General features: G+C 61.9%; 24 protein-coding genes. 23 read left to right on the top strand and 1 reads right to left on the bottom strand.

Features of this window, described 5'->3' with window-relative positions; genetic code table 11:
• Positions 1–79: 79 nt before the first annotated feature.
• A complete protein-coding gene (gene recQ, locus BEK68_RS13795) occupies positions 80–1993 on the top strand; it encodes a DNA helicase RecQ (RefSeq protein WP_012436585.1) in 1914 nt (637 codons plus the stop codon).
• On the opposite strand, the gene BEK68_RS13790 is transcribed toward recQ, so the two are convergent.
• Positions 1990–2910 (bottom strand): LysR family transcriptional regulator, encoded by a 921-nt coding sequence (locus tag BEK68_RS13790; protein ID WP_004634468.1) that lies wholly within the window; start codon positions 2908–2910, stop codon positions 1990–1992. The two genes, recQ and BEK68_RS13790, sit on opposite strands and share 4 nt — an antisense overlap.
• 99 nt (positions 2911–3009) lie before the next feature.
• On the opposite strand from BEK68_RS13790, the gene BEK68_RS13785 reads away from it, so the two are divergent.
• The 22 genes from BEK68_RS13785 to rplF all read left to right on the top strand — a co-directional run bounded on the left by BEK68_RS13785 (position 3010) and on the right by rplF (position 17448).
• Positions 3010–4269: an MFS transporter gene (locus BEK68_RS13785; RefSeq protein ID WP_012436584.1), complete on the top strand. Its 1260-nt coding sequence runs from the start codon at positions 3010–3012 to the stop codon at positions 4267–4269.
• 297 nt (positions 4270–4566) lie between these two features.
• Positions 4567–4944: a 30S ribosomal protein S12 gene (rpsL, locus tag BEK68_RS13780; protein ID WP_003265519.1), complete on the top strand. Its 378-nt coding sequence runs from the start codon at positions 4567–4569 to the stop codon at positions 4942–4944.
• Positions 4945–5130: 186 nt separating this feature from the next.
• Complete coding sequence (gene rpsG / locus BEK68_RS13775; RefSeq protein WP_004634470.1) at positions 5131–5601, top strand: 30S ribosomal protein S7; 471 nt, start codon at positions 5131–5133, stop codon at positions 5599–5601.
• A 114-nt stretch (positions 5602–5715) separates the two neighbouring features.
• A complete protein-coding gene (gene fusA / locus BEK68_RS13770; protein WP_012436583.1) occupies positions 5716–7887 on the top strand; it encodes an elongation factor G in 2172 nt (723 codons plus the stop codon).
• 82 nt (positions 7888–7969) lie between these two features.
• A complete protein-coding gene (gene tuf, locus BEK68_RS13765; protein ID WP_004634472.1) occupies positions 7970–9178 on the top strand; it encodes an elongation factor Tu in 1209 nt (402 codons plus the stop codon).
• Between the two features lie 107 nt (positions 9179–9285).
• Positions 9286–9597, top strand: a complete 312-nt coding sequence (gene rpsJ, locus BEK68_RS13760; RefSeq protein WP_004634473.1) for a 30S ribosomal protein S10 — start codon at positions 9286–9288, stop codon at positions 9595–9597.
• Between the two features lie 285 nt (positions 9598–9882).
• Positions 9883–10536 (top strand): 50S ribosomal protein L3, encoded by a 654-nt coding sequence (gene rplC, locus BEK68_RS13755; protein WP_004634474.1) that lies wholly within the window; start codon positions 9883–9885, stop codon positions 10534–10536.
• Between the two features lie 11 nt (positions 10537–10547).
• Positions 10548–11168: a 50S ribosomal protein L4 gene (gene rplD, locus BEK68_RS13750; RefSeq protein WP_004634475.1), complete on the top strand. Its 621-nt coding sequence runs from the start codon at positions 10548–10550 to the stop codon at positions 11166–11168.
• A complete protein-coding gene (gene rplW / locus BEK68_RS13745; RefSeq protein ID WP_004634476.1) occupies positions 11165–11479 on the top strand; it encodes a 50S ribosomal protein L23 in 315 nt (104 codons plus the stop codon). The genes rplD and rplW overlap by 4 nt, the downstream gene beginning before the upstream one ends.
• Before the next feature lie 2 nt (positions 11480–11481).
• A complete protein-coding gene (gene rplB, locus BEK68_RS13740; protein ID WP_004634477.1) occupies positions 11482–12312 on the top strand; it encodes a 50S ribosomal protein L2 in 831 nt (276 codons plus the stop codon).
• A 21-nt stretch (positions 12313–12333) separates the two neighbouring features.
• Positions 12334–12609 (top strand): 30S ribosomal protein S19, encoded by a 276-nt coding sequence (rpsS, locus tag BEK68_RS13735; protein ID WP_004634478.1) that lies wholly within the window; start codon positions 12334–12336, stop codon positions 12607–12609.
• Positions 12610–12618: 9 nt separating this feature from the next.
• A complete protein-coding gene (gene rplV, locus BEK68_RS13730; protein ID WP_004634479.1) occupies positions 12619–12948 on the top strand; it encodes a 50S ribosomal protein L22 in 330 nt (109 codons plus the stop codon).
• A gap of 9 nt (positions 12949–12957) precedes the next feature.
• A complete protein-coding gene (gene rpsC, locus BEK68_RS13725; RefSeq protein ID WP_004634480.1) occupies positions 12958–13746 on the top strand; it encodes a 30S ribosomal protein S3 in 789 nt (262 codons plus the stop codon).
• 2 nt (positions 13747–13748) lie between these two features.
• Positions 13749–14165 (top strand): 50S ribosomal protein L16, encoded by a 417-nt coding sequence (gene rplP / locus BEK68_RS13720; RefSeq protein WP_003264123.1) that lies wholly within the window; start codon positions 13749–13751, stop codon positions 14163–14165.
• Positions 14166–14177: 12 nt separating this feature from the next.
• Positions 14178–14372 (top strand): 50S ribosomal protein L29, encoded by a 195-nt coding sequence (gene rpmC, locus BEK68_RS13715; RefSeq protein WP_004634481.1) that lies wholly within the window; start codon positions 14178–14180, stop codon positions 14370–14372.
• Positions 14369–14638: a 30S ribosomal protein S17 gene (gene rpsQ / locus BEK68_RS13710; RefSeq protein ID WP_004634482.1), complete on the top strand. Its 270-nt coding sequence runs from the start codon at positions 14369–14371 to the stop codon at positions 14636–14638. Before rpmC ends, rpsQ begins: the two co-directional genes overlap by 4 nt.
• A 268-nt stretch (positions 14639–14906) precedes the next feature.
• Positions 14907–15275, top strand: coding sequence for a 50S ribosomal protein L14 (gene rplN, locus BEK68_RS13705; protein ID WP_003264129.1), 369 nt, complete (start codon positions 14907–14909; stop codon positions 15273–15275).
• Between the two features lie 11 nt (positions 15276–15286).
• Entirely contained in the window at positions 15287–15595 is a 309-nt protein-coding gene (gene rplX, locus BEK68_RS13700) for a 50S ribosomal protein L24 (protein ID WP_004634483.1), read from the top strand.
• A gap of 26 nt (positions 15596–15621) precedes the next feature.
• Positions 15622–16164 carry a 50S ribosomal protein L5 gene (gene rplE / locus BEK68_RS13695; RefSeq protein WP_009241894.1) on the top strand — a complete coding sequence of 181 codons (543 nt, stop codon included), beginning with the start codon at positions 15622–15624 and terminating at the stop codon, positions 16162–16164.
• Positions 16165–16173: 9 nt separating this feature from the next.
• Positions 16174–16479 (top strand): 30S ribosomal protein S14, encoded by a 306-nt coding sequence (gene rpsN, locus BEK68_RS13690; protein WP_004634486.1) that lies wholly within the window; start codon positions 16174–16176, stop codon positions 16477–16479.
• A gap of 27 nt (positions 16480–16506) precedes the next feature.
• On the top strand, positions 16507–16902 hold the full coding sequence (gene rpsH / locus BEK68_RS13685; RefSeq protein ID WP_004634489.1) for a 30S ribosomal protein S8: 396 nt from the start codon (positions 16507–16509) through the stop codon (positions 16900–16902).
• 12 nt (positions 16903–16914) lie between these two features.
• Positions 16915–17448 (top strand): 50S ribosomal protein L6, encoded by a 534-nt coding sequence (gene rplF, locus BEK68_RS13680; RefSeq protein WP_004634491.1) that lies wholly within the window; start codon positions 16915–16917, stop codon positions 17446–17448.
• Positions 17449–17452 lie beyond the last annotated feature (4 nt).

Raw genomic sequence — 17452 nt, 5'->3', positions numbered from 1 at the left:
TGACCACCCCTCGGCGGGGTTTGTCACAATAGCGGTTTCGCCCAGCCCGCGCGTGACACTGCGCGCACCCGCCGTCCCGATGTACGACTCTCCCGCCATAGACCACGCGCTGCAGGCGCTGCCCGAAGACACCGCCGCCGCGACGCATGCGGTGCTGCACGATGTGTTCGGCTACAGCGCCTTCCGCGGCCCGCAGGCGGAAATCGTCGCGCACGTCGCCGACGGCGGCGATTGTCTCGTGCTGATGCCGACCGGCGGTGGCAAATCGCTCTGTTACCAGATACCGGCGCTCGTGCGGCACCGGCGCGGGCAGGGCGCCGGCATTGTGGTTTCGCCGCTGATCGCGTTGATGCAGGACCAGGTGGCCGCGCTGGAAGAAGCCGGCGTGCGCGCCGCGTACCTCAACTCCGCGCTGACGGGCGCCGAGGCCGCCCAGGTCGAGCGAGATTTGGCGGCGGGCCGGCTGGATCTCGTCTACGTGGCGCCCGAGCGGTTGATGACGCCGCGCTTCCTCGAGTTGCTTGAGCGATCGCGCATCGGCCTGTTCGCCATCGACGAAGCGCACTGCGTGTCGCAATGGGGGCACGATTTCCGGCCCGAGTACATCCAGCTTTCCGTGCTGCACGAGCGTTTTCCGCACGTGCCGCGCATCGCGCTCACCGCCACGGCCGATGCGGTCACGCGGGACGAGATCATCGAACGGCTCGCGCTCACGGGTTCCCGCGTCTTCCTCTCCAGCTTCGACCGCCCGAACATCCGCTACACCATCGTCGAGAAGGACAGCGCGCGGCAGCAGCTGCTGCGCTTCATTCGCGCCGAGCACATGGACGGCGACACCTGCGACGCCGGCATCGTCTACTGCCTGTCGCGCAAGAAGGTGGAAGAGACCGCGCAGTGGCTGGCCGAGCAGGGCATCCGCGCGCTGCCGTATCACGCCGGGATGGACTCCGACGTGCGCGCACGCCATCAGGCCATCTTCCGCAAGGAGGAAGGCGTCGTGATGGTGGCGACCATCGCTTTCGGCATGGGGATCGACAAGCCGGACGTCCGCTTCGTTGCCCACCTGGATCTGCCCAAGAGCCTGGAGGGCTACTATCAGGAGACTGGCCGTGCGGGCCGTGACGGCATGCCCGCCAACGCCTGGATGGCTTACGGTCTGGCCGACGTGGTGCAGCAGCGCCGGATGATCGACGAGTCCGATGCGGACGATGTGCATAAGCGCGTCTCAACCGCCAAGCTCGAAGCGCTGCTCGGCCTGTGCGAAGCCGCAACCTGCCGCCGTGTGGCGCTGCTCGCGTACTTCGGGGAAAGCAGCCAGCCCTGCGGCAACTGCGATACGTGCCTCACGCCGCCGCAAACCTGGGATGCCACACGCGAGGCACAGATGGCGCTGTCCTGCGCATACCGCGTCCAGCAAGCCAGCCGCGTGAGTTTTGGCGCGGGCCAGCTCATCGACATCCTGCGCGGCAACGCAACCGAGCGCATCAAGCAGTGGCACCACGAAACGCTGTCCACCTTCGGCATCGGCAGCGATCTGTCCGAAGCCGCTTGGCGCAGCGTATTCCGTCAGTTGGTTGCGCAGGGCTTGTTTGCGGTGGACCACGGCGGCCACGGTGCGCTGATCCTGACCGATGCCGCGCGCCCCGTGCTCAAGGGCGCGCAATCGGTGATCCTGCGCCGTCAGGCCGAGAAGGTGCGCGGCGCGTCGTCATCGTCGACGAAGAAGGAGCGTCGCGCCGATCCGGCCGCCGAGCTTTCCACCGAGGCGCAGGTGCGCTGGCAGGCGTTGCGGGCCTGGCGGACGCAGGCCGCGCGCGAGCACAGCGTGCCGGCGTATGTGATCTTCCACGACGCGACGCTTGCGCGCATTGCCGAGACCGATCCGGATTCGCGCGAGGCGCTCGGCGAGCTGCCGGGTATCGGCATGGCCAAGTTGGACCGCTACGGCCAGGCGCTGCTCGACGTACTGGAGAAGTGCCGCGAGCAAGCCTAGGCGGACAGCGGCAATGGCCCCATCACGGCGGTGCTGCGCAGGTGGTCGCCCAGAAAATCGACAAACGCCCGCACCTTTGGCAGCAGGTGCACACGCTGCGTGAAGACGGCGTGCAGGGGCACCTCCCGCGCTGTGTAGTCCGTCAGCACCGCCTGCAGGCGGCCGGCCGCAATATCGTCGCGCACCAGATACGCCGGCCCCAGCGACACGCCCAGCCCTGAACGCGCCGCCTCTCGCAGGACGAGGCTGTTGTTGGCTAGCATCGAGCCCGTAACGTGCGCGACATGGCGCTGTCCGTCGGCATCGGTAAGCACCCAGTCATAGGGTCCGTCGTAGTTGGCGTAGACCAGACAGTTGTGGTCGCGCAAATCCTCGGGCGACCGCGGAATGCCGTTCTTGCTGAAATACGATGGCGCTCCGTAGATGGCGTGCGCGCAATTCGCCAGCCGCCGCGCTACCAGCGACGAGTCCTCCAACATGCCAATGCGGATCGCCACGTCGATGCGCCCGGCGACAAGGTCGGCGTAGCGGTCGTTCATGTCCAGGTCGATCTGCACGGCCGGGTAGCGCGCCTGGAATGCGCCCAGGAGCGGCGCCAGCAATGTCACCGCAAACGAGGCCGGCGCCGACACCCGCAATGTGCCGCGCGCCTCATCGCGCAAGGCGCTCACGGCCTGCTCGGCTGCATCGACGAGCGCCAGGCCCTCGCGGCTTTTCTCGAAGAACGCCGCGCCCGCTTCGGTGAGTGACAGGCGCCGCGTTGTCCGCTGCAGCAGGCGCGTCTGTAACCGCGCCTCCAGCCGCACCAGCGCCTTGCTGATCACACCGCGCGATATGCCCATGGCATCGGCCGCCGCCGACAGGCTGCCGCGCTCCACCACCTGCACGAAGACCACCACGTCGGAGAGTCGATCCATATTTGCGCACTTATGGAAACAATATGGCGCCAGAGGCTACCTTAATCTGCGCGAATCGGCTGGCTAGGATGGGGTCTCCGATTCTTCGTCCCCTTCATCATGACCACCGAAGCCCCTGCCGTCGCCGTTTCCAACCCGTCGCCCGCCGACGCGCTCCCCCGCGGTGCCACGCCGTTGTTTGCAGCCGCCGTCGGGCTCATCGTCATCAACCTGTTCGGCATCCAGCCGCTTGTCGCCGAGATCGCCGCAAGTATCGGCTGGACCACCGCCGCCACCGGGCTGCTGGTGACTGCCACACTCGTCGGCTACGGCATCGGCCTGTTGCTGCTGATGCCGCTGACCGATTTGCAGGACAACCGCGCGCTGGCCTCGCGCACGCTGTGGGGCGCGGTGGCTTCGCTGGCGCTGACCACCGTAGCGCACAGCGGCCGGGTGCTGATGCTGGCCGCCTTCGCCATCGGCCTTACGTCGACGGTCATTCAGATGCTGATTGCGCTGGCAGGGCGCCTGGCCGCAGACCACCGGCGCGGGCGCGTGCTCGGCGACATCATGATCGGCCTGAACCTGGGCATCCTGCTGTCGCGCCCGGCGGCCAGCCTGATCGCGGCGCAATGGGGCTGGCGTGCGTTCTACGGCGCATCTGCGGTGGCGATTGCCGTGCTGGCCGTCCTTCTGCCGCGTGTGATGCCGACCTTCGTGCCGCCGCGTGCGCTGTCGTACGGTGCGTTGCTCAAGTCGTATGGCCATCTTCTGCGCACCGAACCGGTATTGCGTCGCCGCGCTGCCACCCAAGCTTTGCTGATGGCGGCCTTCACGCTGTTCTGGACCGCTGTTGCACTGCGGCTGGCGGCCGCGCCGTTCCATCTTTCGCAGAACGGCATCGGCATCTTTGCGCTGTGCGGCGCGGCCGGCGTCGTGGCGGCGCCCATCGCCGGACGGCTGGCGGATCGCGGCTTGGTGCGCGTTGGTACGCTGCTCGCGCATGGCAGTGCGGCGGCGGGTCTGCTGTTGGCGCTGGCTTCGGCGCTGCTGCCAGACCTGAGCGTCCCTGTCATGTTGGTGATGCTGGCCGCCGCAGCGTTGTTGCTGGACTTTGGCGCCATCGGCGACCAGGCGCTCGGCCGCTATATGGTCAACGCGTTGCCGCCCGAGGTCCGGGGGCGCGTGAACGGCCTGTACACCGGGGCGTTCTTCTTTGGTGCGGCTGCAGGCGGCGGTTTGGCCGGTGCGGCCTGGTTGCGCGCCGGCTGGATCGGCGTATCGGTTCTCGCGCTCGGGTTTGTGGTGGCCGCTGCGCTCGTTTTCGTATGGCCCACCAGTGCGCAGCGTGCCATCGGCGCCACACCGCGCCGCTGCTGACCAACTGGCTCATCGCCAGACTGGCGGCGCGCTTGACGCTTGCAAGACAGGCCGCTATAGTGCCAGATTCGAGTTTTTGGCTTCTGGTTTCGCGCGTCCATGCCCGGCAAATGCTGTGCAAGGCATCTGAAATCAGACGGGCTCGCGCTCTTTGGTCTTGATCTGTTCCCGCAGGTCCTCCCTTCAGAGCGTTCTGCTCGCCACTTCCATAAAACCCGATTGCGCCGTCCGCCTCACAAATGAGGCGTTCACGTTATGTGAGCCGGCGATTTTTCAAAAACCAAGCTGGATTGAACAATGCCAACCATCAATCAACTGGTTCGCAAGCCCCGCGTCTCGGAAAAGCTGAAGAGCAAGAGCCCGGCACTTGAGAACTGCCCGCAGCGTCGCGGCGTGTGCACCCGCGTGTACACCACGACGCCGAAGAAGCCGAACTCGGCACTGCGTAAGGTCGCCAAGGTGCGCCTGACCAACGGTTTCGAAGTCATTTCGTACATCGGCGGTGAAGGCCACAACCTGCAAGAACACAGCGTCGTGCTGATCCGCGGCGGCCGTGTGAAGGACTTGCCGGGTGTGCGTTACCACATCGTGCGCGGCTCCCTTGACCTGCAAGGCGTCAAGGACCGTAAGCAAGCGCGTTCGAAGTACGGCGCGAAGCGTCCGAAGGCGGCCTAAGTCGTCAGTGAGATCGCGCCGCTTTTGCGGTCACGGTCTTGTCATGAGCAGGCGGTACAACGGTGCGTTTTTTGACCGCACTGGCACCGTCGAGTAAGTGGTCACCCGGCTCAGATTGTTGGAAGACAAGCTAGTTGGTGGCCGGAGAACCGAAGCGGTTCTCAACTGAACAGAGAAGGAAAGAAGATGCCACGTCGTCGTGAAGTCCCCAAGCGGGAAATTCTGCCGGACCCGAAGTTCGGCAATGTGGAAGTCGCCAAGTTCATGAACGTCCTCATGCTGGACGGCAAGAAGTCGGTGGCTGAGCGTATCGTCTACGGTGCGTTCGACCAGATCGAGAAGAAAGCAGGCAAGGCGCCGATCGAGGTGTTCACGCTGGCTATCGGCAACATCAAGCCGGTGGTCGAAGTGAAGAGCCGTCGTGTTGGTGGCGCCAACTATCAGGTGCCGGTCGAAGTCCGGCCGTCGCGTCGTCTGGCATTGGCGATGCGTTGGCTGCGGGAAGCTGCGAAGAAGCGCAGCGAGAAGTCGATGGCCCTGCGTCTGGCTGGTGAGCTGCTCGAAGCCTCGGAAGGCCGCGGCGGCGCCATGAAGAAGCGCGACGAAGTGCACCGCATGGCTGAAGCCAACAAGGCGTTCTCGCACTTCCGCTTCTAAGCGACGCGAGACGTTGTTGGTTGCTGGGCGGGCTGTGTGCGCACATCTCGCCCATTTGTATTAGGGGCGCTTGGCCGTGGGCCAGCGCCCCGTTGACGAATCTGAGGATTAACCGTGGCTCGTAAGACCCCCATTGAGCGCTACCGTAACATCGGTATTTCCGCTCACATCGACGCCGGCAAAACCACCACGACCGAGCGGATCCTGTTCTACACCGGTGTGAACCACAAGATCGGTGAAGTGCATGATGGCGCCGCCACCATGGACTGGATGGAGCAGGAGCAAGAGCGCGGCATCACCATCACGTCTGCTGCGACCACCGCCTTCTGGAAGGGCATGGGCGGCAACTACCCCGAGCACCGCTTCAACATCATCGACACCCCGGGCCACGTGGACTTCACCATCGAGGTGGAGCGTTCCATGCGTGTGCTGGACGGCGCGTGCATGGTGTACTGCGCAGTGGGTGGCGTGCAGCCGCAGTCGGAAACCGTCTGGCGCCAAGCCAACAAGTACAAGGTGCCGCGTCTGGCGTTCGTCAACAAGATGGACCGTACTGGCGCGAATTTCTTCAAGGTCTACGACCAGCTGAAGACCCGTCTGAAGGCCAACCCGGTGCCCGTCGTGGTGCCCATCGGCGCTGAAGACGGCTTCCAGGGCGTCGTCGATCTGCTGGAAATGAAGGCGATCATTTGGGACGAAGCCAGCCAGGGCGTGAAGTTCGAATACCACGACATCCCGGCCAATCTGGTTGACGTCGCGAACGAGTGGCGCGAGAAGATGGTCGAGTCGGCAGCTGAAGCCAGCGAAGAGCTGATGGAAAAGTACCTGGGCGGCGAAGAGCTGTCCCGTGCTGAGATCGTCAAGGCGCTGCGCGACCGTACCATTGCCTGCGAAATCCAGCCGATGCTGTGCGGCACCGCGTTCAAGAACAAGGGCGTGCAGCGCATGCTCGACGCCGTGATCGACTTCCTGCCGTCGCCGGTCGACATTCCGCCGGTTCAGGGCATCGACGAAAACGACGAAGAGAAGAAGCTCGAGCGCAAGGCCGACGACAACGAAAAGTTCTCGGCACTGGCGTTCAAGATCATGACCGACCCGTTCGTTGGTCAGCTGATCTTCTTCCGCGTCTACTCGGGCAAGATCAACTCCGGGGACACCGTGTACAACCCGGTGAAGCAGAAGAAGGAGCGTCTGGGCCGTATTCTGCAGATGCACGCCAACCAGCGCGAAGAAATCAAGGAAGTGCTGGCAGGTGACATCGCCGCCGCGGTGGGCCTGAAGGACGCCACTACGGGCGACACGCTGTGCGACCCGAGCGCTCCGATCATTCTCGAGCGCATGGTGTTCCCGGAGCCGGTGATCTCGCAGGCTGTCGAGCCCAAGACCAAGGCTGACCAGGAAAAGATGGGCATCGCCCTGAACCGCCTGGCCGCTGAAGATCCGTCGTTCCGCGTGCGTACCGATGAAGAATCGGGCCAGACCATCATTTCGGGCATGGGCGAGCTCCACCTCGAAATTCTGGTCGACCGCATGAAGCGCGAATTCGGTGTGGAAGCCAACATCGGCGCGCCGCAGGTTGCCTACCGCGAAACCATTCGCAAGAAGGTTGAAGACGTCGAAGGCAAGTTCGTCAAGCAATCGGGCGGCCGCGGTCAGTATGGACACGCCGTGATCACGCTGGAACCGCTGGAAGAAGCAGAGAAGGCGGCAGCGAAGGCGGCGGCAACGACGGCAGCAGCAGCTGCTGCTGCGGTCAATGGTTTCGTGTTCGTCGACGCCATCAAGGGCGGTGTGATTCCTCGCGAATACATCCCGGCGGTCGAAAAGGGCATCGTCGACACGCTGCCGGCCGGTATTCTGGCGGGTTTCCCGGTGGTGGACGTGAAGGTCACGCTGACGTTTGGTTCGTACCACGACGTGGACTCGAACGAAAACGCGTTCCGCATGGCCGGCTCGATGGCCTTCAAGGAAGCAATGCGCAAGGCCACTCCGGTTCTGCTTGAGCCGATGATGGCTGTGGAAGTGGAAACGCCGGAAGACTACATGGGTACCGTGATTGGCGATCTGTCGTCCCGTCGTGGCATCGTGGAAGGCACGGACGACATGGTCGGTGGCGGCAAGATCGTCAAGGCCCAAGTCCCGTTGTCGGAGATGTTCGGTTATTCGACGTCGCTGCGCTCGGCCACGCAAGGCCGCGCCACGTACACCATGGAATTCAAGCAATACGCTGAGGCACCGAAGAACGTCGCTGACGCAGTAATGAAGAAGTCCAGCGAAGGTAAGTAATCAATGTGTTTTGGGTGATCGCGTGTGCGATCGCCCTCAATCAATATCTAGCAATTAGCCCATTCCGAATTGAGGAGCTGACATGGCAAAGGAAAAGTTTGTACGGACCAAACCGCACGTGAACGTTGGTACGATCGGTCACGTTGACCACGGTAAGACCACGCTGACCGCAGCGATCGCAACCGTGCTGTCCGCCAAGTTTGGTGGCGAAGCGAAGAAGTACGACGAAATCGACGCAGCGCCGGAAGAAAAGGCACGCGGCATCACGATCAACACCGCGCACGTCGAGTACGAGACGGCCAACCGTCACTATGCGCACGTTGACTGCCCGGGCCACGCCGACTACGTCAAGAACATGATCACCGGTGCCGCCCAGATGGACGGTGCCATCCTGGTGTGCTCGGCCGCTGACGGCCCGATGCCGCAAACGCGTGAGCACATCCTGCTGGCCCGTCAGGTCGGCGTGCCGTACATCATCGTCTTCCTGAACAAGTGCGACATGGTGGACGACGCTGAATTGCTGGAACTGGTCGAGATGGAAGTGCGTGAACTTCTGTCGAAGTATGAGTTCCCGGGCGACGACACCCCGATCATCAAGGGTTCGGCCAAGCTGGCGCTGGAAGGCGACAAGGGCGAACTGGGCGAAGTGGCCATCATGAACCTGGCCGACGCACTGGACACCTACATCCCGACGCCGGAACGCGCAGTTGATGGTGCATTCCTGATGCCGGTGGAAGACGTGTTCTCGATCTCGGGTCGCGGCACCGTGGTGACCGGCCGTATCGAGCGCGGCATCATCAAGGTCGGCGAAGAAATCGAAATCGTCGGTATCGCCGTGGACGGCGACAAGCCGAAGATCGACAAGACCACCTGCACGGGCGTGGAAATGTTCCGCAAGCTGCTGGACCAAGGTCAGGCAGGCGACAACGTCGGCATTCTGCTGCGCGGCACGAAGCGCGAAGATGTTCAGCGCGGTCAAGTGCTGGCCAAGCCGGGCTCGATCAAGCCGCACACGGAATTCACGGGCGAGGTCTACATCCTGTCGAAGGACGAAGGCGGCCGTCACACGCCGTTCTTCAACAACTACCGTCCGCAGTTCTACTTCCGTACGACGGACGTGACCGGCTCGATCGCCTTGCCGGAAGGCAAGGAAATGGTCATGCCGGGCGACAACGTGTCGATCACCGTCAAGCTGATCGCCCCGATCGCCATGGAAGAAGGTCTGCGCTTCGCCATCCGTGAAGGCGGCCGTACCGTGGGCGCTGGCGTCGTTGCCAAGATCCTGAAGTAAAAGGCGGATCGATGCGCTGTTCCTCGTAAGGGGTGCGGCGCATCGCCTGTTGCATCGCTCTTTCAATCTACCGGCGGCCCGACCGCCATGCTCTTTAAGGAAACATCATGCAGAACCAGAAGATCCGTATCCGCCTGAAGGCTTTCGACTATCGCCTGATCGACCAGTCGGCCGCTGAAATCGTTGAAACCGCCAAGCGCACTGGCGCGATCGTCAAGGGCCCGGTGCCCCTGCCGACCCGCATCCAGCGTTTCGACGTTCTGCGTTCGCCGCACGTCAACAAGACCAGCCGCGATCAGTTCGAAATTCGCACGCACCAGCGCCTGATGGACATCGTCGACCCGACGGACAAGACCGTTGACGCGCTGATGAAGCTGGACCTGCCGGCTGGCGTGGACGTCGAGATCAAGCTGCAATAAGCAAGACAACGCTACCGGACCCTTCCGGTAACGGGCAAACGGCGAGCTAAGTGCTCGCCGTTTTGCTTTTGAGCGCTGAATGTTGCATCGTCCGCGACGTCCGGACGTCTATCCGGCAATCGCCCTTGCATATTGTTCGTAACCCGGATATATTGTAGGGCTACCCCTTTAGTCAGGGGAGTGGGCTGGCCGTTTGGCCTCGCGCTGTCTCTTTAGGCGCAGTCCAGTTCAAGATTCGTAGTATCAATCAGCCCCGGCCAATCGCAGCTGGGAATGGAGCAAACCATGAGCCTTGGCCTTGTAGGTCGCAAGGTTGGCATGACCCGTATTTTCACGGACGACGGCGATTCGATTCCCGTCACCGTGCTCGAGGTCGGCGACAACCGCGTGACGCAAATCAAGACGGACGAGACCGACGGTTATACCGCGGTTCAAGTCACCTTCGGCACCCGACGCGCCAGCCGCGTCACCAAGCCGCTGGCGGGTCATCTCGCCAAAGCCGGCGTGGAAGCGGGCGAAGTCATCAAAGAATTCCGAGTGGATGCCGCTCGTGCCGCTGAATTCCAGCCGGGCGCGAACATCAGCGTCGACCTGTTCGAAGTCGGTCAGAAGATCGACGTCCAGGGTGTGACGATTGGTAAGGGCTACGCCGGTACCATCAAGCGTTACAACTTCTCGTCGGGCCGCGCCTCGCACGGTAACTCGCGCTCGCACAACGTGCCGGGCTCGATCGGTATGGCGCAGGATCCGGGGCGCGTGTTCCCGGGTAAGCGCATGACCGGTCACATGGGTGATGTCACCCGTACCGTTCAGAATCTGGAAATCGCCAAGATCGACGCAGAGCGCAAGCTGCTGCTGGTCAAGGGTGCGATTCCGGGCGCCAAGGGCGGTCAAGTCATCGTCACGCCGGCCGTGAAGGCCCGCGCCAAGAAGGCATAAGGAGCAAACGCATGGAACTGAAGCTGCTCCAGGACAACGGTCAACTCGGCGCTGGCGTTGCTGCCTCGCCGGAAGTGTTCGGCCGTGACTACAACGAAGCCCTCGTTCACCAAGTCGTCGTCGCTTATCAGGCCAACGCTCGCAGCGGTAACCGTAAGCAAAAGGACCGTGAAGAGGTCAAGCACACGACCAAAAAGCCGTGGCGTCAAAAGGGTACGGGCCGCGCCCGTGCAGGTATGAGCTCCTCCCCGCTGTGGCGTGGGGGTGGTCGTATCTTCCCGAACAGCCCGGAAGAAAACTTCTCGCAGAAGGTCAACAAGAAGATGTACCGCGCCGGCATGCGCTCGATTTATTCGCAGCTTGCCCGTGAAGGTCGCATCAACGTCGTTGACAGCCTGTCCGTCGACGCGCCCAAAACCAAGCTGTTGGCCGACAAGTTCCGCGCCATGGGCCTGGATTCGGTGCTCGTGATTACCGATAACCTGGACGAAAACCTCTTCCTGGCATCGCGCAACCTGGCGCACGTGCTCGTGGTTGAGCCGCGTCACGCCGACCCGCTGTCGCTCGTGCACTACAAGAAGGTGCTCGTAACCAAGGCAGCCGTCGCGCAGATCGAGGAGTTGCTGAAATGACGCAAGTTGCCAAGAACGACCATCGCCTGATGCAGGTGCTGCTGGCGCCTGTGGTGTCTGAAAAGGCAACCCTGGTGGCCGAGAAGAACGAGCAGGTCGTGTTCGAAGTGGCTCGCGACGCCAACAAGGGCGAAGTGAAGGCCGCTGTCGAGCTGCTGTTCAAGGTCGAAGTCGAGTCCGTCCAGATCCTGAATCAGAAGGGCAAGCAAAAGCGCTTCGGTCGCTTCATGGGTCGTCGTGACCACGTGAAGAAGGCCTATGTTTCGCTGAAGCCGGGCCAGGAAATCAATTTTGAAGCGGAGGCCAAGTAATCATGGCACTCGTCAAAACCAAGCCGACATCGCCGGGCCGCCGCTCGATGGTGAAGGTCGTTAACCCCGACCTTCACAAGGGCGCGCCGCACGCTCCGCTGCTGGAAAAGCAAATCCAGAAGTCGGGTCGTAACAACAACGGCCACATTACCACCCGTCATAAGGGTGGTGGTCACAAGCATCACTATCGCGTCGTCGACTTCAAGCGTAACGATAAGGACGGTATTCCGGCCAAGATCGAACGTCTGGAATACGATCCGAACCGTAGCGCCAACATCGCGCTCGTGCTGTTCGCTGACGGCGAGCGCCGCTACATCATCGCCCCGAAGGGCGCTGTGGTTGGCCAAGCCATCGCTAACGGCTCGGAAGCGCCGATCAAGGCCGGTAACAACCTGCCGATCCGCAACATCCCGGTCGGTACGACGATCCACTGCGTGGAAATCCTGCCGGGCAAGGGCGCTCAAGTTGCCCGTTCGGCCGGTACGTCCGCCGTGCTGCTGGCTCGCGAAGGCATCTACGCTCAAGTGCGTCTGCGCTCGGGTGAGGTGCGCCGCGTGCACATCGAGTGCCGCGCGACCATTGGTGAAGTCGGCAACGAAGAGCACAGCCTGCGCCAGATCGGCAAGGCCGGTGCAACCCGTTGGCGCGGTATTCGCCCGACCGTTCGCGGTGTGGTGATGAACCCGGTCGACCACCCGCATGGTGGTGGTGAAGGCAAGACTGCAGCAGGCCGTGATCCGGTGTCCCCGTGGGGCACGCCGACCAAGGGCTACCGCACCCGTCGTAACAAGCGCACTGACAGCATGATCGTTCAGCGCCGTCACAAGCGTTAATCGGTAGGTAGGAGCTTAGATATGACTCGTTCCGTAAAAAAGGGTCCTTTCATTGACGCCCACCTGCTGAAGAAGGTTGAGGCGGCAGTGCAGACGAAGGACAAGAAGCCCATCAAGACGTGGTCGCGTCGTTCGACCATTCTGCCGGACTTCATCGGCCTGACGATCGCCGTTCACAACGGCCGTCAGCACGTGCCCGTGTATGTCACGGAAAACATGGTTGGCCACAAGCTCGGCGAATTTGCGCTCACGCGTACGTTCAAGGGCCACGCTGCCGACAAGAAAGCGAAGCGATAAGGGGCAATCATGGAAGTTAAAGCGATTCATCGCGGCGCCCGTATCTCCGCACAGAAGACGCGCCTGGTCGCTGACCAGATTCGCGGCCTGTCGATCGAGCGCGCGCTCAACGTGCTGACGTTCAGCCCGAAGAAGGCGGCTGGCATCGTGAAGAAGGTGGTTGAGTCCGCCATCGCGAACGCCGAGCACAATGAAGGCGCCGACATCGACGAGCTGAAGGTCAAGTCGATCTACATCGACAAGGCCACGTCGCTCAAGCGCTTCACGGCGCGTGCGAAGGGCCGTGGCAACCGCATCGAGAAACAAACCTGTCACATCACTGTGACGCTGGGCAACTAAGGGGTCACGATGGGACAGAAGATTCATCCGACTGGCTTCCGTCTGGCTGTCAGCCGTAACTGGGCATCGCGTTGGTACGCGAGCAACACCCAGTTTGCCGGCATGCTCAAGGAAGACATCGAGGTTCGCGAGTTTCTGAAGAAGAAGCTGAAGAACGCGTCGGTGGGCCGCGTGGTCATCGAGCGTCCGGCCAAGAATGCCCGTATCACCATTTACAGCTCGCGTCCGGGCGTGGTGATCGGCAAGAAGGGCGAGGACATCGAACTGCTGAAGGCTGAACTGCAGCGTCGCATGGGCGTGCCCGTGCACGTGAACATCGAAGAAATCCGCAAGCCGGAAGTCGATGCGCAGCTGATCGCAGATTCGATCACGCAGCAGCTTGAGCGCCGCATCATGTTCCGTCGCGCTATGAAGCGCGCGATGCAGAACGCGATGCGTCTGGGTGCCCAAGGCATCAAGATCATGAGCTCGGGCCGTCTGAACGGCATCGAAATCGCTCGTACCGAGTGGTACCGCGAAGGCCGTGTGCCCCTGCACACGCTGCGCGCCGATATCGACTACGGCTTCTCCGAAGCGGAAACCACCTACGGCATCATCGGTGTCAAGGTGTGGGTGTACAAGGGTGACCATCTCGGTCGCAACGACGCACCCGTCGTGGAAGAGCCGCAAGAAGAGCGTCGCAAGCGTCCGGGTCGCCCGGAAGGTCGTCGCCGTGAGGGCGAAGGTCGCCCGGCCGGTCAGCGCCGCGGTGCTGGTGCGGGTGCCCGTCGTGGCACCGACGCGAAGACTGGAGAATAAACATGCTGCAACCTAAGCGCAGGAAGTACCGCAAGGAGCAGAAGGGCCGTAACACCGGTATCGCGACGCGCGGCAACGCGGTCTCGTTCGGCGAATTCGGTCTGAAGGCGATGGGCCGTGGCCGTCTGACCGCACGTCAGATTGAGTCGGCGCGTCGTGCGATGACCCGTCACATCAAGCGTGGCGGCCGCATTTGGATCCGGATTTTCCCGGACAAGCCGATCTCGAAGAAGCCTGCCGAAGTCCGTATGGGTAACGGTAAGGGCAACCCGGAATACTACGTGGCTGAAATTCAGCCGGGCAAGATGCTGTACGAAATGGACGGCGTTGGCGAAGAACTGGCACGCGAGGCATTCCGCCTGGCCGCTGCCAAGCTGCCGATCGCGACCAGCTTCGTGGTGCGTCAGGTCGGAACGTAAGGAGTACACACCATGAAAGCATCCGAACTGCGCGACAAAGATGTCGCTGGGCTGAACCAGGAGCTCTCCGAGCTGCTGAAGGCCCAATTTGGCCTGCGCATGCAAAAAGCGACGCAACAGCTGCAGAACACCAGCCAGCTGAAGAAGGTGCGTCGTGACATCGCGCGTGTCCGCACCGTGCTGGGCCAGAAGGGGAACCAGAAATGACTGAAGCCGCAACGTCCCTGAAGCGCACGCTCGTCGGTCGCGTTGTCAGCAACAAGATGGACAAGACCGTCACGGTCCTGATCGAAAACCGCGTCAAGCATCCGCTGTATGGCAAGTACGTGGTGCGCTCGAAGAAGTACCATGCGCACGACGAAGCCAACCAGTACAACGAAGGCGACAAGGTCGAGATCACGGAATCGCGTCCGCTCTCCCGCACCAAGTCGTGGGTGGTGTCGCGTCTGCTTGAAGCTGCACGCGTGATCTAAAACAACAGCGGAGCAGTTTGCTGTTGCACGGCCGAGATTATGTGATATAGTCTCGGTCTTTCCCTTTGTGAGGGTGGCTGGCAAATATGCTGGCGGCTCGGGTAAGGGGGAAAAGCGAATGGGCCAGGCGGCAATCGCCGTCGGGCAGCTACCGACTTCAAGTTGATCAACCCAATCGCAGTTGGCGCAATGCCAGCAGCCGGCGGGACCAAGACTGATCGCCTCTGCGCATTGTGCGTTTGGCGAATTAAGTTGGGACGAGAACACCATGATTCAGACAGAAAGCCGGCTCGAAGTGGCCGATAACACGGGTGCGCGTGAAGTCATGTGCATCAAGGTGCTGGGCGGTTCGAAGCGCCGCTACGCCAGCGTCGGCGACATCATCAAGGTCAGCGTCAAGGATGCTGCCCCGCGTGGTCGCGTGAAGAAGGGCGATATCTATAACGCCGTGGTGGTGCGCACCGCCAAGGGCGTGCGCCGTCCCGACGGCTCGCTCATCAAGTTCGACGGCAATGCCGCCGTGCTGCTGAACACCAAGCTTGAGCCGATCGGCACCCGTATCTTCGGGCCGGTCACTCGCGAACTCCGTACCGAGCGCTTCATGAAGATCGTGTCGCTCGCGCCGGAAGTGCTGTAATCGGAGGCCGCATGAACAAGATTCGCAAGGGCGATCGCGTCATCGTCCGTACCGGTAAAGACAAGGGCAAGCAAGGTACCGTGCTGGCCGTGCTCGCCGAGCATGTGACGGTTGAAGGCGTGAACGTTGCCAAAAAGCACGTGCGCCCGAACCCGATGCTGGGTACCACGGGTGGTGTGGTCGACAAGATCATGCCCATCCATATTTCGAACGTTGCGCTCGTGGATGCCAATGGCAAGCCGTCGCGCGTCGGCATCAAGGTTGAAGGCGGCGTGAAGACGCGCGTACTGAAGACCACCGGTGCTGCCGTCGGCGCTTGATTCTGGGCAATAGAGAGGAGTTGAGCATGACTGCACGTCTGCAAGAGTTTTATAAAGAGAAGGTTGTGCCCGAGCTGATCAAGCAGTTCGGCTACAAGTCTGTGATGGAAGTGCCGCGCATCACCAAGATCACCCTGAACATGGGTCTTGGCGAAGCCATCAATGACAAGAAAGTCATTGAGCACGCCACGGGCGACCTGATCAAAATCGCTGGCCAGAAGCCCATCGTCACGAAGGCCCGTAAGGCTATCGCCGGCTTCAAGATCCGCCAGGGTTACCCGATCGGCACGATGGTCACGCTGCGTGGCCAACGCATGTACGAATTCCTGGACCGCTTCATCACCGTGTCGCTGCCCCGCGTGCGCGACTTCCGTGGTGTGTCTGGTAAGGCGTTCGACGGTCGTGGCAACTACAACATCGGTGTGAAAGAGCAGATCATTTTCCCCGAAATCGAATACGACAAGATCGACGCACTCCGTGGTCTGAATATCAGCATCACGACGACTGCGAAGAACGACGAGGAAGCGAAGGCGCTCCTCAACGCGTTCAAGTTCCCGTTCCGTAATTAAGGGGTTACCGTGGCTAAATTGTCTCTGATCGAACGCGAGAAGAAGCGTGCCAAGCTCGTGGCCAAGTACGCTGAGAAGCGCGCCGCTCTCGAAGCCATCGTGGCCGACCAAAGCAAGTCGGAAGAAGAGCGCTACGAAGCGCGTCTGAAGCTGCAAGCGCTGCCGCGCAATGCAAATCCGACTCGTCAGCGCAACCGCTGCTCGATCACCGGTCGTCCCCGCGGTACGTTCCGTAAGTTCGGCCTGGCGCGTAACAAGCTCCGCGAGATCGCCTTCAAGGGCGAGATCCCGGGTCTGACGAAAGCCAGCTGGTAATCACGCACAGGCTACAGGAGAAACAGTATGAGCATGAGCGATCCGATCGCCGATATGCTGACGCGTATCCGCAACGCGCAAGCGGTGGAAAAAGCGTCGGTGGTCATGCCGTCGTCGAAGCTGAAGGTGGCAATCGCCAAAGTCCTGAAGGACGAAGGCTACATCGACGAATTCGCCGTGACCGAGCAGGGTGGCAAGTCCACCCTGACGATTGGTCTGAAGTACTACGCTGGCCGCCCGGTCATCGAACGCCTGGAGCGCGTCTCGAAGCCTGGCCTGCGTGTGTACAAGGGCCGTAATGAAATCCCGCAAGTGATGAACGGCTTGGGTGTCGCCATCATCTCGACCCCTCAGGGTCTGATGACGGACCGCCGCGCCCGCGCAACCGGTGTCGGTGGCGAAGTCATTTGCTACGTCGCCTAAGGGAGGGGAACCATGTCTCGCGTAGGTAAGGCCCCCATCGCGCTGCCCAAGGGCGCAGAAGTCAATTTCGCTGGTGGTCTGCTGACCGTCAAGGGCCCGTTGGGCACGCTGACGCAGCCGATCCACTCGCTGGTCAAGGTCAACACCGACAACGGCACGATCACGTTCGCGCCGGCAGATGAGTCGCGTGAAGCCAATGCGTTGCAAGGCACGATGCGCGCCCTGACCGCCAACATGGTCAAGGGTGTGACGACGGGCTTCGAGCGCAAGCTGAACCTGGTCGGCGTGGGTTATCGTGCATCGGTTCAGGGCACCGCCCTGAAGCTGCAGCTCGGTTTCTCGCACGACGTGATCCATGAGATGCCGGAAGGCGTGAAGGCGGAAACGCCGACGCAGACCGAGATCATCATCAAGGGTTCGGACAAGCAAAAAGTTGGTCAGGTCGCCGCTGAAGTGCGTGGTTATCGTCCGCCTGAGCCCTACAAGGGCAAGGGTGTGCGCTACGCCGACGAGCGTGTGATCCTGAAGGAAACCAAGAAGAAGTAAGGGT

Origin of the sequence: Ralstonia pickettii (assembly GCF_001699815.1) — a bacterium.
Classification (GTDB): domain Bacteria; phylum Pseudomonadota; class Gammaproteobacteria; order Burkholderiales; family Burkholderiaceae; genus Ralstonia; species Ralstonia thomasii.
Note: the sequence above shows the minus strand (reverse complement) of the source record. Positions and strands in the feature narration are given on the sequence as shown.

Coding starts and splice junctions, on each gene's coding strand:
- recQ (WP_012436585.1), top strand. CDS start 80: ATGTACGACTCTCCCGCCATAGACCACGCGCTGCAGGCGCTGCCCGAA.
- BEK68_RS13790 (WP_004634468.1), bottom strand. CDS start 2,910: ATGGATCGACTCTCCGACGTGGTGGTCTTCGTGCAGGTGGTGGAGCGC.
- BEK68_RS13785 (WP_012436584.1), top strand. CDS start 3,010: ATGACCACCGAAGCCCCTGCCGTCGCCGTTTCCAACCCGTCGCCCGCC.
- rpsL (WP_003265519.1), top strand. CDS start 4,567: ATGCCAACCATCAATCAACTGGTTCGCAAGCCCCGCGTCTCGGAAAAG.
- rpsG (WP_004634470.1), top strand. CDS start 5,131: ATGCCACGTCGTCGTGAAGTCCCCAAGCGGGAAATTCTGCCGGACCCG.
- tuf (WP_004634472.1), top strand. CDS start 7,970: ATGGCAAAGGAAAAGTTTGTACGGACCAAACCGCACGTGAACGTTGGT.
- rpsJ (WP_004634473.1), top strand. CDS start 9,286: ATGCAGAACCAGAAGATCCGTATCCGCCTGAAGGCTTTCGACTATCGC.
- rplC (WP_004634474.1), top strand. CDS start 9,883: ATGAGCCTTGGCCTTGTAGGTCGCAAGGTTGGCATGACCCGTATTTTC.
- rplD (WP_004634475.1), top strand. CDS start 10,548: ATGGAACTGAAGCTGCTCCAGGACAACGGTCAACTCGGCGCTGGCGTT.
- rplW (WP_004634476.1), top strand. CDS start 11,165: ATGACGCAAGTTGCCAAGAACGACCATCGCCTGATGCAGGTGCTGCTG.
- rplB (WP_004634477.1), top strand. CDS start 11,482: ATGGCACTCGTCAAAACCAAGCCGACATCGCCGGGCCGCCGCTCGATG.
- rpsS (WP_004634478.1), top strand. CDS start 12,334: ATGACTCGTTCCGTAAAAAAGGGTCCTTTCATTGACGCCCACCTGCTG.
- rplV (WP_004634479.1), top strand. CDS start 12,619: ATGGAAGTTAAAGCGATTCATCGCGGCGCCCGTATCTCCGCACAGAAG.
- rpsC (WP_004634480.1), top strand. CDS start 12,958: ATGGGACAGAAGATTCATCCGACTGGCTTCCGTCTGGCTGTCAGCCGT.
- rplP (WP_003264123.1), top strand. CDS start 13,749: ATGCTGCAACCTAAGCGCAGGAAGTACCGCAAGGAGCAGAAGGGCCGT.
- rpmC (WP_004634481.1), top strand. CDS start 14,178: ATGAAAGCATCCGAACTGCGCGACAAAGATGTCGCTGGGCTGAACCAG.
- rpsQ (WP_004634482.1), top strand. CDS start 14,369: ATGACTGAAGCCGCAACGTCCCTGAAGCGCACGCTCGTCGGTCGCGTT.
- rplN (WP_003264129.1), top strand. CDS start 14,907: ATGATTCAGACAGAAAGCCGGCTCGAAGTGGCCGATAACACGGGTGCG.
- rplX (WP_004634483.1), top strand. CDS start 15,287: ATGAACAAGATTCGCAAGGGCGATCGCGTCATCGTCCGTACCGGTAAA.
- rplE (WP_009241894.1), top strand. CDS start 15,622: ATGACTGCACGTCTGCAAGAGTTTTATAAAGAGAAGGTTGTGCCCGAG.
- rpsH (WP_004634489.1), top strand. CDS start 16,507: ATGAGCATGAGCGATCCGATCGCCGATATGCTGACGCGTATCCGCAAC.
- rplF (WP_004634491.1), top strand. CDS start 16,915: ATGTCTCGCGTAGGTAAGGCCCCCATCGCGCTGCCCAAGGGCGCAGAA.